The organism is Agrobacterium sp. fls2-241-TYG-188a, assembly GCF_030209845.1.
The window spans coordinates 240231-254693 of the sequence record NZ_JARVRD010000003.1 but is presented as its reverse complement, the minus strand read 5'-3'; the positions used below and the strand labels follow the sequence as shown (position 1 = coordinate 254693).

The following is a 14463-nucleotide window of genomic DNA, read 5'->3' as shown; positions in this document are numbered from 1 at the left end:
TTTCCGCAATCAGACAAATGATTTCTTCAGATAGGTAAGCGAACTTTCGCCAAAATTCTCGATCCGGCCAAAAATTTCATAGCCGCACTTCTGATAGACAGGGACCGCGTCCGGGTTCATCGTATCGATAAAAGCGCCGACGCAGCCCCGTTTGATCGCCTCGTCTTCGGCCATGGCGAGCAGTTTTGGGCCAAGGCCCTGGCCTCGCAACGTTTCCGGGACGAAAAGCAGTTGCGTGTAAAGCCAACCTCGGGCGGTATGTCCACAGAGGCCGCCGATGACGTTGCCATTATCATCTCGCAAGGAGATGACGAGTTCCTGCCATTCGCTAGGGCCGAAGCGGTCGATATTGTAGGACTTAAGCGCTGCAAATATCGCCGCTTCGCTGTCCTTGTCGGCGGTCTGACTGATCGAAATGGTAGGCTGCATCAACGACCTTCTCTCCACCACAGCGCGGAAAACGCCATCAACAAGGCGGCGAGGCCTGCAAAACCGGCAAACAACGGTAGGGTATTGACGCCCTTCAGCACGGTTTCATCCGTCAGGCGAATGAGCATTCGGTCATTATCGGCGACCCGTACATCGCCACGCACGGGCAGGATATCGGGCAGAACAACACGACCATCTTCGTTGACGACGCGGTGGATGCTGCCCCTGGTCGCATCGGCCAGTGGCTTTAAGGGCTCGGTGGTGGAGATCATTGCCTTGAATTCCGGTGCATCGACAGCGCCGACGTGAACAAGGGTGGTGAAGTCGCCATTGGTGATTTCGTAAAGGCCGGTTTCATCCATGCGGCGCTCGATCTTGTAAAGACCGGGTTCTGCCTGCGTAAACGCCATGGTTTCCGTCCTGCCCGTCGGGAATTTCACGGTCGCATTGCCGGGGTTGTCGCCAATGGTCTGGCGGGTGATTTCCAGCGTGCGGCCATTGGCGCGGGCCGTCAGCGCCTCTTCCTCAAGCTCCGGTTCCTTCATCAGCCAGTGCGCAATCCGGCGATAAAGGGCGACATGCGGACCGCCTCCTTCATAACCGCGTGCCCAGAGCCAGCCCTGATCGGACAGCAACATGGCAACGCGGCCTTCACCCTGCCGGTTGAGAACGAGGAGGGGGTCCTGTCCGTCCCCCAGCATCACGGTCTGCCCCTGTGGCTGATCGACGCCGACGGTGCGGAACCAGCGTCCCCACTGTGGCGGCTCCTGGCCTGAGCCTTCCAGACCACGCGTGACCGGGTGCTTCTTGCCCGCGTCCGAGAGGCGCGGATAAAAGGCGGATTGATGCATTTCACCGGTTGGCTGGGCCGGCAGCACGGAGGCAAGCGGCGTCATGGCGATGGAGTCCTGGCCCGCATGTTCCGGACCTGCGGCAATCAGCAGTGCGCCACCCTTTTCGACATATTGCGCAATGTAGTCGTAATAGAGGATCGGCAGAACACCGCGATGCTGGTAGCGGTCGAAGATGATGAGGTCGAAATCCTCGATCTTCTCGACAAACAGTTCACGCGTCGGGAAGGCGATCAGCGACAGCTCGTTGATCGGCGTGCCATCCTGCTTTTCCGGCGGACGCAGAATGGTGAAATGCACGAGATCGACTGACGTGTCTGACTTCAACAGGTTGCGCCAGGCTCGCTCACCGGCGTGGGGCTCGCCGGAGACCAGAAGCACGCGCAGGTTCTGTCTGATGCCCTCAATAACGTGGACGGCACGGTTGTTGCTGGTGGTGACTTCACCGGGAAGTTCGGCCACAGAAAATTCCATGACATTGTTGCCGCCTCTGGGAACCTTGAAAGCAAAGGGCAGCGGCTGCCCGGGTGTGGCATCCAGCGTGGCGATTTCCTCGCCATTCATCTTGATCGTGACGCGCGCCTGTCCACCCTGTGAACGTCCATCATCGAAAACGCGCAGCGTCAGTTCCTGCTCTTCGTTGACGATGCCGAAGCGCGGTGCGCGGACCACTTCGATGCGGCGGTCGAATTCCTGCGGTCGTCCGGTGATGAGGCCATGAATGGGGGCCTTGAATCCGAGCGTCTGCTCGATGTTGGGTGTTACATTCGGAATATCGTGGATCTGGCCGTCGCTCAGGAAAATCGCACCGCCGACGCGCGAGGGCGATACGTCTGAGACGGCTGCAGCAAGCGAAGAGAACAGGCTGGTTGCGGGTGAGTCGCTGTTGGGATCATTCTCGACCTCGACGATGCGGGGCTCGATGCGTGGGAAACGGGCGAGGCGCTCCTTGAGTGTCGCGAGCGCCTGATCCGTCTGTTCAGGCCGCTGCTGCACGTCCTGGCTTTGTGAGCGGTCAACAATAACAGGGACGATGGTCGACAGCGGATCGCGTTCCTCATTGGTCAGAAGCGGATTGGAGATGGCGAGCAGAAGTGCCGCAAGCGCAAGGCCGCGCAGCCACGCACCGCGCACGCCGCGCCACAGACCAATGACCGCAAGCAAAAAGGCTGCGGCGGCGAGAATGCCAATGACGATCCACGGCAGGAAGGGGGCGAATGTCAGCGTCATATCATTGCCCCAACCGCTGGAGGATATCGGGCACGTGGACCTGATCGGCCTTGTAGTTGCCGGTGAGCATATACATCATGATGTTGACGCCGGTGCGGAAGGCATGTTCGCGCTGTACCTCGTCCGGTGGAACCGTGGGGAGAACAGGGGCGCCATTAGCATCCACGGCCCATGCACCGGCAAGATCATTGCCGGTAATGAGAATCGGAGAAACGCCATCGCCTGACGAGGAAATGCCCGATGTCGTCTTGGCAGCATCCTGCCGGGATTCGACCCAGAGCGGGCTGCCATTGTAGCGACCGGGGAAATTGTTCAGCAGATAGAAGGAACGGGTGATGACATGGTCCTTCGGCACAGGCTCCAATGGCGGAATATCGACATTGGCGAGGATTTCCTGCAGACGCTGACCGTTGGCGCTGGTGTTGCCGGTGTCCAGTGACGAGAATTGGTCGCGCGTGTCGAACAGCACCGTTCCGCCAGCACGCATATAGGCATCGATGCGTGATATGGCAGCGGTCGATGGCATCGGCGCGGTCGCCGATATCGGCCAGTAGATGATGGGATAGAAGGAGAGCTCGTCGCTGGAAATGTCGAGCCCCACCGGCTGGCCCGGCTCAAGCGTGGTTCGCCATGTCAGAAATTCGGAAAGCCCTCGCAGACCCTGTTCGGAAATGCGGTCCACATCATCCTCGCCGGTGCGTACATAGGCCAGATGGGTGGTGTCCAGCCGTTCAAAAATCGCTTCATCGCCCGGCTTGGGGTCGTCGGCGCGGGCAACATCGGGCCCAAAAGCCGCAAGGCCCGCGGTCAGCACAAGCAGCATTCCGGCAGCGGCAGAGCGTGCGCGCGGAAGGCGCGAAAAGACGCCGTTCATGAAGAGGACGATGAGCGTATCGGCAAACAGCATCAGGAGTGCCGCGATGAAGAGGGCAGGGCGCATGGATTTGGCGGCCTCGCCAACAAGACCTTCGCGCGTCGTTGCCGTTCCCGCCATGGAGGTGTCGATCGGACGAAGCGTGGCATCCGGCGGCAAAAGGTTCAGCGCGACGAAACCGGATTCGGTGCCGTAAAGGCCGGGCGGATTGTCGAAGCTTGCCCTTGGTGATTGGCCGGGTTTGACGTCCAGCGGGCGGGCGGTGCCGATTTCAGGTGACAGGGAGCCCGTTGCAGTTAGCAGACGGTAGGGCGGCAAGGCGGCAGCGGGCGCATTGGCGGAGGCGGACGAGCCTCCGACCTGCGAGAGCTGGACGATACGGCGCAGCATTTCCACGAAGTGGCCCGAGATCGGCAGATCCGACCAGCTGGCCTCGGCGCTGACATGGAACAGCACGATGCGGCCTGCATCGATGTTGCGGGTTGTCACCAGTGGCGTACCATCGGCAAGGCTTGCCCATGTACGCTCGGCAAGATCAGGCGTCGGTTCGGCCAGAACCTGACGTTTGATGTGGATACCCTCCGCCTTCGGCATACCGGCAAAGGGGCCGAAATTGGGGAAGTCTGCCAGCGGTTGCGGTTCTGCCCATGACAGGGCGCCGCCAAGCGCGCGCTCACCCTGTCGCAATGTCACTGGCACCAGAGGATCGTCGGCGGGGGCTGCGGCGAGCCGCGGACCTGCAAAACGGATCAGCGTGCCGCCACGCGATAGCCAGCGTTCAAGCGGTGCGTAGGTTTCCTGCGGAAGACGACCGATATCGGCCATGACGATGACGGAGGGATTGGTCTGCAACAATTCGGGGATTGCGGTTGCGAGATCGGCCTGTCTTTGCGGCACCAGATCGACATAGGGCTGGAGCGCGCGGCTGATATAGAAGAGAGGCTGCAACAGCGGCTGAAAATCATTGGCAGTTTCGCCAGCCAGAAGCGCAACGCGACGGCGGCGGAAACCATCATCCAGCATGTGGACGGAGCCTGCGGTGGACAGGCGGTCGATCGACAGGCGGGCAAAATCGTTGCGCAGTTCGAAGGGTGCGCCCAATACGGCGGTTGTTTCTGCTGCACCCGGTGCAAAGCTTGCGGTGTCGCTGGCGAGAATGCGGCCCTGAGTGTCCTGCGCGTTGATGGTGAGATTGGCCGGACCGGTCGTATCCAGTCGGGACAGCTTGACCGTCATGGTCTCGGCACCGTTTTCAGCACCGGTAATGGCGGTAACTGCGCGGCCATCACCCTCGACCAACCGGAATTCTGCGGCCTGCATGGTGGCGAGGTTGCTGAGCGCGGCCCGGTCATCCGGTGTGGCGACGCCATCGGTAATGAAAGCGAGAGTTCCCGGTGTCGTCCCATTCATGGCCTCGATGACCGCTTCGGCAGCGCGCCTGCGGTCCGGCACCAGGGGTTGAGGTTTGGCTGCGGCCAGCTTTTCCAGCGCCGCTGCCGTCGTGCCAGCTTCGGCATCATGGTCACGATCTGCGGTAAAGGCGATGGAAACGGGTCGCTCTGCCCGTTCAGCGTCGCCAATAAGGGCCTGCGCAGTCTGGACCCGGCGATCCCAGTCCGGGGCGGACGCCCATCCATTATCGACGATCAGCACCAGAGGGCCGCTGCCCGCAAGCGTATTGTTGCGTGGATTGATGACCGGATCGGCCAGCGCGAAAATGACGGCGGCGGCCAACAGCATCCGCAGCAGTGTCAGCCACCATGGGCTCTGCGACGGTGTTTCCTCGCGTTTGAGAACGGTTGCGAGAATCCGCAGCGGTGGAAACACTTCCGCCCTTGGGCGCGGCGGCGTCAGGCGAAGCAGCCACCAGATGGCGGGCAGCGCCAGAAGGCCGAAAAGAATGTAGGGGCTGGTAAAGACGAAGGGCAGGGCGCTCATGTCCGGCCTCCATTCTTCCCGCCGCCCGGTGCGCCCGACAGATACATGTGCATGGCGACCAGGGCTTCGGATGCAAGATGATCGGTGCGGTGGAAGACAAAGTTCCAGCCGAGGCGGCGAAGCGAGGATGACAGCGCATCCCGCCTTGCCAGATAGGCGCGGGTATAATCATCGCGAATGGTTTCCGCGCGGCCTGCCGTCAGCTTTTCCCCGGTTTCCGGGTCGGAGAATTCGGTTCTGCCGCTATAGGGGAAGATTTCCTCTGCGGGATCCGCGATCTCGACCACGTGACCGCCGAGCCCACGGCGCGCGAGCGGCGAAAGACGCTCCATCACGCTCGTTGCATCATCGAGAAAATCCCCGATCAGCACGATATCGCTGGAGCCGCGGATCATCGACGTATCGGGGAGGCCCGTCGTGGCCGGCGCGTGCATGATCGCAGTCGCCAGACGCTCGGCAGCGTTGCGGGCAGATACGGGTTCCATGATGCCAGGGCAACCGATGCGTTCTCCGGAGCGGGCAAGAATTTCCGCCAGCGCCAGCAGCAACACCAGCGCCCGGCTTTCCTTTGAAACGGAACCGAGTGTGGATTTGAACATCATCGAGGGCGAGAGATCCGCCCATAGCCAGATGGTGTGGGCAGCTTCCCATTCCCGATCGCGAACATAGGTATGATCGTCACGGGCGGACCGGCGCCAGTCGATGCGTGACAGGCTTTCTCCCTCGGCATAGGGGCGGAACTGCCAGAAATTTTCGCCGATACCGCGTTTGCGGCGGCCATGCCAGCCCGCAGTAACGGTGTTGGCAATGCGCTTGGCCTCAACCATGCAATCAGGCACCAGGGCGGCGCGCTGGCGCGCACGGGCAAGCACGTCATTGCCGGGCGTTTGCTCTACGATCTGGCCGATGGATGCCACATGCACTCCTTAAGATCCGACCCTTGAACCGGTCAGTTTCTGGCCTGCTCCACGAGGCCCGCAATAACGTCGCGAACCGACATGCCTTCCGCGCGCGCCGCAAATGTCAACGCCATGCGGTGCTCGAGAACCGGTTCTGCCAGTGCATGGATGTCGTCCAGCGATGGTGCCAGACGGCCTTCGTAAAGCGCACGGGCGCGAGCTGTCAGCATCAGGGACTGGCCTGCACGCGGTCCCGGCCCCCATGCAACGTTCTTGTCGGTCAGTTTGTTGCCATGGCCCGGTCGGGCAGAGCGCACGAGCGCAAGAATGGCGTCCACCACCTTGTCGCTGACCGGCATCTGACGGATGAGCGTCTGGATTTCGATGAGGCGGTCGGCCTCGATCATGCGGCGGGCTTCACCCGATGCGGTGCCGGTCGTATCCAGCAGGATCTGACGTTCAGCGGCAAGATCGGGATAGTCGACATCCACCTGAAGCAGGAAGCGGTCAAGCTGGGCTTCCGGCAGCGGATAGGTGCCTTCCTGCTCCAGCGGGTTCTGGGTGGCCAGAACATGGAAGGGCTTGGGAAGGTCGAAACGCTGGCCCGCCACGGTGATGTGGTATTCCTGCATGGCCTGCAGCAGTGCAGACTGCGTGCGTGGGCTGGCGCGGTTGATTTCATCCGCCATCAGCAGCTGTCCGAAGATCGGTCCCTTGATGAAGCGGAAGGAGCGGCGGCCGCTTTCATCCTGATCCATCACTTCGGAGCCGAGAATATCCGATGGCATGAGGTCCGGCGTGAACTGGATGCGATTGGCATCGAGACCGAGAACCGTGCCAAGGGTGGTGACGAGCTTGGTCTTGGCGAGACCGGGAACACCAACCAGCAAGGCATGGCCGCCGGAGAGAATGGCGAGAAGCGTGTTCTGGACCACCTTCTCCTGACCGAAGATCACCTTGGACACTTCCGCCCTTATGGCGGCAATGTCGGACAGCGCCTTTTCGGCAGCGGCGATGATTGCCTTTTCGTCGAGGGTTTCGCTGGTGTTCATCATGCCCATATCGCTCTCCTCAAACTTTAAGACGAAGCCATCATCTTGTTACCGGTCATCATCGCATACAGGACACATCTCGCGCTGCCTATAGCTTATTGTCATCCTGCCGGCTGACAAGCATCCTTTGAATGACTATCTCGTTACCCGTGTCTGGGACTTCAATAATGGACAAAGCAGGGCTCGAATATGGCGGTTGAGACGATAAATTCAGCGACGGATGCGGCAGGGCTTGCGGCGATGATTTCCCGTGCAGCCGAGCAGACCGGTGACAAGCCCCGTGGTGCTGCCCCCGTCGAGCGATGGAACCCGCCATTTTGCGGTGATCTGGACATGGAAATCCGTGCAGATGGAACGTGGTTCTACATGGGCACGCCCATCGGTCGCGCGCCGCTTGTGCGGCTGTTCTCAACGGTGCTGCGCAAGGATGAGGACGGCAAGACCTATCTGGTCACACCTGTGGAAAAAGTCGGCATCCGCGTGGCCGACGCGCCTTTCATAGCGGTTGAAATGAATGTGGCGACAAGGGACGCCATGCCGGTTCTCACCTTCCGGACCAACGTCGGAGATGTCGTCGAGGTCGGCGCGGATCATCCGCTGCGGTTTGAAATCTCTGGCGAAAACAATGAGTTAAAACCATATGTTCTCGTGCGGGGTCGGCTGGAAGCGCTGGTTTCGCGCGCGGTGATGTATGATCTGGTCGAACTGGGTGACGTCGTGGAAATCGATGGAAAGGATATGTTTGCCGTCCGCTCCTGTGGCGCGGTATATCCTGTCATGCCTGCCGATGAACTGGACGCACTTTCCCGATGACAGTGAGCGCAATGGATTTTTCTGCCGAGGACTTCAGGCGACGCGTGCTGGAAGAAGGGCAGGGTGTTGCCGAGCGGGACGTGGATGACAATGGCGATCATGTTCTGAACCCCGGTGTGCGTCTTGCGGGCGACGGTATCAGGCTCAAGGATGCCGCCGTGCTGGTGCCGGTTGTCGACTACGGCCACCATGCCCGGGTTATCTTTACCCTGCGCACAGCCACCCTACGTAAGCATTCTGGACAGATTTCCTTTCCCGGCGGCGGCATCGACGCGGAGGATGCCTCGCCTGAGGAGGCGGCACTTCGTGAGACGGAAGAGGAAATCGGCCTATCCCGTTCATATATCGAGGCAGTCGGTCGTCTGCCCGACTATGTCTCCGGCACCGGATTCCGTATCAAGCCCGTGCTTGCGGTCGTCAAACCCGGTTTTGAGCTTACCCTCAATCCTACAGAGGTTGCCGATGTGTTCGAAGTGCCGCTCGGATTTCTGATGAACCCGGAAAATCACAGACGCGCCAGCCGCATCTTTCAGGGGAGGGAGCGGTTTTTCTACGAAATGCCCTATGGCGAGCGATATATTTGGGGCATTACGGCGGGCATTACGCGCAGCATTTACGAGAGGTTCTATTCATGAGCAGCATCGCGGGGCAAGAGTGGTTCTCCAAGCCGGGCCTTCAGCGGATTTTGGCGCTTCTGAATGCAGATGGCGGCGAAGCGCGCATTGTCGGCGGCGCGGTGCGCAACGCCCTCATGGACATGCCCGTAGGTGACATAGACATAGCAACGACCTTGCCGCCTCAGGATGTCGTGGAGCGTGCCGGAGCCGCCGGGATCAAGGCGGTTCCAACGGGTATCGAGCATGGCACGGTCACGCTGGTTCTGGATGGCGAGGGTTTCGAGGTAACGACGCTTCGCCGCGATGTGGAGACAGACGGGCGACATGCGCAGGTGGCTTTCGGCACGGACTGGAAGGAAGATGCGGAGCGGCGCGACCTCACCATAAACGCGCTCTATGCAGATGCCTCGGGCGACGTCATCGACCTGATCGACGGTCTGCCTGATATCGAAAAGCGCATCGTCCGCTTCATAGGAGATGCGGATCGACGGATCTCCGAGGATCATCTTCGCATCCTGCGGTTCTTCCGATTCTTTGCCCATTACGGCGCTGGCCGGCCTGACGCCGACGGCCTGCGCGCCTGTGCGCGTGCAAAAGACAAGGTGCCGACGCTCTCGGCCGAACGGGTCTGGAGCGAAACCAGGAAGTTGCTGGCGGCGGAAGATCCTTCGCGGGCGCTGTTGTGGATGCGCCAGTCCGGCGTTTTGGCACAGGTTCTGCCGGAAACCGAAAAATGGGGCATTGATGCCATTCATGGGCTTGTGGCAGCGGAGCAGGCGTTGGGCTGGCAACCAGACCCGCTTCTGCGTCTTGCGTCGATTGTCCCCGTTGACGTTGACAGGGTCGCGGCCATGGCGGTCCGTCTGCGCTTGTCCAACGCTGAAGCCAAGCGGTTGAAATCATGGGCATCGGCCCCGGCGATAGATGCATCTATCACCGACGCAGCCTTCGACCGTCTGCTCTACCGGCAGGGCGTTGAGGGTATAGCGATGAGAGCAAGGCTTGCGCTTGCGTCCGCACGTGCAGATGTTTCTGCGGGCGCCGAGGCAATGCAGAAGATTGCTAGACTGTCGGCTTTGCTCGCGCGGGCGGAAAAATTTGCCCGTCCCCAGTTTCCGCTGTCCGGTGCAGACGTGCTGGCCGCTGGCCTTCCTCCGGGTCCGAAGGTCGGGGAGATATTGGCCGCATTGGAAGAAAAATGGGTTGAAATGAACTTCTCACTCGACCGGGCAGCATTGACCGCCCGGCTTCAATCGGAAATCAAGGATCAGGCCTGAACATTCGCCTCGTCGCGAATGCGGTGTTTGATGTTCTCGACCATGTTTTCCCGGATGATGGTTTCGCCGTGGGCCTGGCGAAGATGCTCGACCGCGCGTCGCACGACTTCGGCATCTTCACTCGCCCGTGTATGCCATTCGCAACCGGGGACGAGAGTTCCACATTCAAAGAGTCGCATTGATACCTCCCATTGTTGGTGAAAAGGGCGGCAGCCTTGTGAAGGCATATCCGCCCTTCCATCAGCAAACGGGTGTCCGACTTGTTCGGTTCCCGTCAGACCCTTTCAGGCATAGCCCAGCAATGGAATACGGAGGATGTGGCCGCAGCGGGTATGCTGCGCGGTTCCAGGCGGTCATCATTTGCCGCCGCATCATTGGCGAGCTTGCGTTTGACCTGTTCTACATAAAAGGAGTGAGGCAATTCGCGGTCCCCTGTGGCGCGCATTTCGGCGGCAAGGCGGTCAATCAATTCTTGGGTCGGAATAATCTTTTCGCCGTCACCGGGGACCGAGGACAGAGACATGCTGTTTGAAGTAATCATGATGATAGCTCCTCCAGTCATCAACGCTGGGAGACTACCACCACATCGACGTTTTCATAAGAGCTAATCTTCGGAAATATGCGCGAAAAAACCTAACAAAAGTCAAACTTTTCGTGATTTCTCAGCCCTGCTGAATAAAACCTGTAGGTGCCTGAAATTGTTTACGCGACTCAGGCGCGTGGCGCCCGAGAAGGTTTCAGTTCCCCGATTATGGCCAGCGCACGACGGGCGGGAGGGATGACAGAATGGATTCCACGTTGCCGCCCGTCTTGAGACCAAAGATGGTTCCGCGGTCATAGAGCAGGTTGAATTCCACGTAGCGACCGCGACGAACGAGCTGTTCGTCCCGGTCTTCTTCCGTCCACGGCTTGTTGAAGTTGCCCAGGACGATCTTGGGATAGACGAGGTTGAAGGCCCGGCCAACATCCTGCACGAAGGCAAAATTGGCGTTCCAGTCTCCTCTTTCCTCGTCGGGATGCAGCCAGTCGAAGAATATGCCGCCGATGCCGCGTGGCTCGTTGCGGTGCTTGAGATGGAAATACTCATCGCACCACTGCTTGTAGCGCGGATAGTCCGCCATCGCGTGCCTGTTGCAGGTGATTTCGAAGACGCGGTGGAAAATCTGCGCATCCGTATCTTCCTGCGTGCGGCGACGGTCCAGCACGGGGGTAAGGTCGGCTCCGCCGCCAAACCAGTGGCTGGAGGTGACAACCATGCGGGTGTTCATGTGAACGGCAGGCACGTTGGGATTGATGGGATGAGCAATCAGCGAAATGCCGGAAGCCCAGAAACGCGGATCTTCTTCCGCGCCGGGTATCTGATTGCGGAACTCCTGCGAGAACTCGCCATGAACGGTGGATGTGTGGACGCCGACCTTTTCAAAGACGCGGCCTTCCATCATCGACATCTTGCCGCCGCCGCCTTCGCCATTGTCGCGGTGCCAGTCCTTCTGCACGAAGCGGCCGGGCGGCTGGTCGGACAGGGGGCCTTCCAGCGCGTCCTCAATGGCTTCAAAGGAGGTCACGATGGTATCGCGCAGGCTCTCGAACCATGTTCTCGCCAGTGCCTTCTTGTCCTCGATGTCGTCGGGCAAGCCTTTCGGCAAAACTGGCCGTTCCATATTCGTATTCCTTCAGGTCGAATCGCTAAGTCCTGCCCGGTTTAACAGTCGCACGGGACAGACACAAATTCGACTCGCCAACTGTCCGCTGGCACACTATCTTTTGATCAGAGAGGTGAATGTCATGACGAAATTTACCGGACCGCCACCCCTGGCCGGCCTCAAGCGCAGGATCGATGCCCACCGGCAGGATCAGGCCGCCGGTGGCCGCAAGAACGAAAAAAGCGGCATGTTCGTTCGCCAGACCTTTTGCATGAGCCGTGGCGAAGCACGCGCCAAGGCCAAGGAATGGTTCGATGAATATCCGAAGGCCGCTTACTGGACCGAAGTGGAAAGCTGGCGGACCCTTGAAGGCGACCGCATAGAATTCACCATGCGCCGTCTGCCTTCCGCCGACTGATCTTAAGCCCTGCTGTCTGCGGCCCTCAGACGGCTTTCGCCGAGAACGCCGCCCTGATCGAGAATCGGGTGGGCAACGGATACGATATGGGCATTGATGCGCTTGAGATCGCGCAGCATGTCCAGATGCAGCGAGCTTGTCTGCAGGCTCTGCATCAGGCCATCGCGCAGCCGTTCCAGGTGTCGCCCGGAGGACTGCTTTTCCAGCCGTCTGATATCGATCTTGATTTCCATCAGACGACGGGCCAGATCGAAATCACCGGTTACGAATATGCTCTGGGCCGCTCGCAGATTTTCGATCGTCATGTCGAACAGCGTCTTGAGTTCTTCATAGCCCTGATCCGAGAACTTGAAGCCGTTGAGGATCTTCTTGCGGATTTGCTCGGCAAGGCCCTTTTCGATGATATCGCCGATATGTTCCAGATTGATGGCGTAGTCGATAATCGTGATCGACCGGCGACCATCTTGCTCGTCCAGCCCCTTGCGGCCCAGCTGCGACAGATAGATCTTCACGTCCTGCTGGCGCGCATCGACCTTCTTTTCCAGCGCGATGATCTCTGCAAGAGGGCCAAGATCATTATGCTTGAAGGCATTTTCCGCCCGGATCAGCATCCGCTCGATGGTGTCGCCGACGACAAGGACTTCGCGGGTGGCGTTGGCAAGAGCGACGACGGGGGTGTCGAGCGCATCGGCATCGAGAAAACGCGGGCCTTCATCGGCCTGCGGGTCATCGGGCACCAGCTTGCCCATCAAGTCGGAGATGAGACCGGACAGCGGCCACGCAAGAGTGGCAAGCGCCAGATTGAAGATGAGATGCGCATCGACCGGCAACATAGCCTGCGATAGCGGCAGGCTTTGCAGCAACAGCGCGCCATATCCCGCAAGCGGCAGCGCAATGGCGCAGCCGACGGTGCGGACCACCAAATTGCCGATGGTGATGCGGCGCGCCGATGCCGGTGCCGACAGCGTGGCAACGACGGGCGGGATCGCTCCGCCAAGGTTGGCGCCGAGGATGAGGACGATGATCAGACCTGTGGAGAGGACACCGGCGGAGGCCAGCGACAGGATGAGGACCACGACGGCAAGGCTGGAGGATGACACGAAAGCAAGTGCTGCAGACAGGATGAGCGCGACCGGCCAGGCATCATCCAGCATACCGATGAAGGCGCCAAGCGCTGGTGAATCGCGCATCGGCTCTGTTGCACTGCTCAACAGATGAAGCGACAAAAGCATCAGGCCAACGCCCACAAGGGCTGTGCCGCTGCCCTGCCGGGCACTGGACGTGCCTTTGCGCACAATCAGGCCGGTGAGGATGAGCATGGGCGACAGCCAGGCAACCCCGGTTGCGAAAATCCATGCCGTAACGGCGGTGCCGATATTGGCACCCAGCAGAACGACCTGCGCCATGCGCGGGCGGATCAGATCACGTTCGGCAAAGGAGGCAACCGTGAGCGCTGTTGCGGTCGAGCTTTGCAGCGCGATGGTTGCAAGGAAACCTGACAGGAGCGACCGTGGACCGCTTTGCGTGCCAGTCGCCAGCACGGCTCTGAGCTTGACGCCGAAAGCGCGTGTCACGCCATCCTTCACCTGAGCAAGTCCGAAAAGAAGAAGCGCGACAGCGCCGAGCAGATTGACGATGGTGATGGTGGATTGCATTGTCCGGTCGCCCTCCTTCCGTCAGTGAGATGACTGTGTGCGTCCTGGCTTGCCCGAAACCGGTCTGCTTTCGGACGACACGCTGCGTGGAAAGTATTCGGGGGCGGGAATGTTAGTTGGCTAAATAATATAGGCCTGAAATGCCGTGTCGTACAGGGCTGATTACGACATTTTGGAGCATAATGGCGATGGCGCTAGCGCCATGCCGTCTGCCGCAACGCTTCTCCGGCAATCATTGCAGCGGAGACCGCGACATTGATCGACCGCTGGCCTTCCATCATGGGAATGATCAGCCGCTCATCGGCTTTCTCATGGACGTGATCTGGCACGCCAGCACTTTCGCGGCCGAACAGCAGTATGTCGTCGGCTCGAAAAGCCACATCGACATAGGGCAGTGCTGCCTTGGTGGAGGCCAGAAGCAGCCGGCGGCCGGTGGAGATGCGCCACGCCTCGAACCGCTCCCAATTGACGTGCCGGGTCAGTGATGCGGTGGTCAGGTAATCCATTCCGGCACGCTTCAGGTTGCGGTCCGAAATGTCGAAACCGGCAGGCTCGATGATATCGACGCCAATGCCCAGGCACGCGGCCAGCCGCAGGATCGTACCGGTGTTTCCGGGGATATCGGGTTGATAAAGGGCGATCCTGATCTCTGGCATGGCATCTCTTCCGTGTCGCGCAATCGCCGGGACTTACCACGGCCCGCTACGTCTGAACAAGAAAGTCTATCGCCGACCGTTTCGTCGCGCCGACACAGTTAGATGGTAGGG

Annotated in this window: 14 protein-coding genes; 4 read left to right on the top strand and 10 right to left on the bottom strand. The window is 60.1% G+C overall.

Annotated features, from left to right (window positions below):
• Positions 1–9: 9 nt before the first annotated feature.
• From QRN85_RS15230 to QRN85_RS15210, 5 genes are read right to left on the bottom strand one after another with little or no spacing between them, the layout of a single operon-like run.
• A complete protein-coding gene (locus tag QRN85_RS15230; protein WP_284759144.1) occupies positions 10–429 on the bottom strand; it encodes a GNAT family N-acetyltransferase in 420 nt (139 codons plus the stop codon).
• Entirely contained in the window at positions 429–2510 is a 2082-nt protein-coding gene (locus QRN85_RS15225; RefSeq protein ID WP_284759142.1) for a hypothetical protein, read from the bottom strand. Before QRN85_RS15225 ends, QRN85_RS15230 begins: the two co-directional genes overlap by 1 nt.
• A 1-nt stretch (position 2511) precedes the next feature.
• A complete protein-coding gene (locus QRN85_RS15220) occupies positions 2512–5322 on the bottom strand; it encodes a DUF4159 domain-containing protein (RefSeq protein WP_284759141.1) in 2811 nt (936 codons plus the stop codon).
• Positions 5319–6239 carry a DUF58 domain-containing protein gene (locus QRN85_RS15215; protein WP_112962789.1) on the bottom strand — a complete coding sequence of 307 codons (921 nt, stop codon included), beginning with the start codon at positions 6237–6239 and terminating at the stop codon, positions 5319–5321. The genes QRN85_RS15220 and QRN85_RS15215 overlap by 4 nt, the downstream gene beginning before the upstream one ends.
• 32 nt (positions 6240–6271) lie before the next feature.
• Positions 6272–7282, bottom strand: a complete 1011-nt coding sequence (locus QRN85_RS15210) for an AAA family ATPase (protein WP_062585120.1) — start codon at positions 7280–7282, stop codon at positions 6272–6274.
• Positions 7283–7462: 180 nt separating this feature from the next.
• On the opposite strand from QRN85_RS15210, the gene QRN85_RS15205 reads away from it, so the two are divergent.
• The 3 genes from QRN85_RS15205 to QRN85_RS15195 are packed head-to-tail and all read left to right on the top strand — an operon-like array spanning position 7463 to position 9980.
• Positions 7463–8086 carry a DUF1285 domain-containing protein gene (locus QRN85_RS15205; RefSeq protein ID WP_284759137.1) on the top strand — a complete coding sequence of 208 codons (624 nt, stop codon included), beginning with the start codon at positions 7463–7465 and terminating at the stop codon, positions 8084–8086.
• Positions 8083–8721: an NUDIX hydrolase gene (locus QRN85_RS15200; protein WP_284759135.1), complete on the top strand. Its 639-nt coding sequence runs from the start codon at positions 8083–8085 to the stop codon at positions 8719–8721. Before QRN85_RS15205 ends, QRN85_RS15200 begins: the two co-directional genes overlap by 4 nt.
• Positions 8718–9980 (top strand): CCA tRNA nucleotidyltransferase, encoded by a 1263-nt coding sequence (locus QRN85_RS15195; protein ID WP_284759133.1) that lies wholly within the window; start codon positions 8718–8720, stop codon positions 9978–9980. Before QRN85_RS15200 ends, QRN85_RS15195 begins: the two co-directional genes overlap by 4 nt.
• On the opposite strand, the gene QRN85_RS15190 is transcribed toward QRN85_RS15195, so the two are convergent.
• The 3 genes from QRN85_RS15190 to hemF all read right to left on the bottom strand — a co-directional run bounded on the left by QRN85_RS15190 (position 9971) and on the right by hemF (position 11641).
• On the bottom strand, positions 9971–10159 hold the full coding sequence (locus QRN85_RS15190; RefSeq protein ID WP_062585127.1) for a DUF1059 domain-containing protein: 189 nt from the start codon (positions 10157–10159) through the stop codon (positions 9971–9973). The genes QRN85_RS15195 and QRN85_RS15190 overlap by 10 nt on opposite strands.
• A 95-nt stretch (positions 10160–10254) precedes the next feature.
• Positions 10255–10521: a hypothetical protein gene (locus QRN85_RS15185; protein WP_062585128.1), complete on the bottom strand. Its 267-nt coding sequence runs from the start codon at positions 10519–10521 to the stop codon at positions 10255–10257.
• Positions 10522–10729: 208 nt separating this feature from the next.
• Positions 10730–11641 (bottom strand): oxygen-dependent coproporphyrinogen oxidase, encoded by a 912-nt coding sequence (gene hemF / locus QRN85_RS15180; protein ID WP_284759130.1) that lies wholly within the window; start codon positions 11639–11641, stop codon positions 10730–10732.
• Between the two features lie 124 nt (positions 11642–11765).
• Here hemF and QRN85_RS15175 point away from each other — a divergent pair, with 124 nt between their 5' ends.
• Positions 11766–12041: a hypothetical protein gene (locus QRN85_RS15175; protein ID WP_062585132.1), complete on the top strand. Its 276-nt coding sequence runs from the start codon at positions 11766–11768 to the stop codon at positions 12039–12041.
• 2 nt (positions 12042–12043) lie between these two features.
• Here QRN85_RS15175 and QRN85_RS15170 read toward each other — a convergent pair whose 3' ends face one another.
• Together QRN85_RS15170 and QRN85_RS15165 are read right to left on the bottom strand one after the other, a co-directional pair.
• Entirely contained in the window at positions 12044–13696 is a 1653-nt protein-coding gene (locus tag QRN85_RS15170; protein ID WP_112962709.1) for a Na/Pi cotransporter family protein, read from the bottom strand.
• Between the two features lie 194 nt (positions 13697–13890).
• Positions 13891–14352, bottom strand: a complete 462-nt coding sequence (locus tag QRN85_RS15165) for a tRNA (cytidine(34)-2'-O)-methyltransferase (RefSeq protein ID WP_284759129.1) — start codon at positions 14350–14352, stop codon at positions 13891–13893.
• Between the last annotated feature and the right edge of the window lie 111 nt (positions 14353–14463).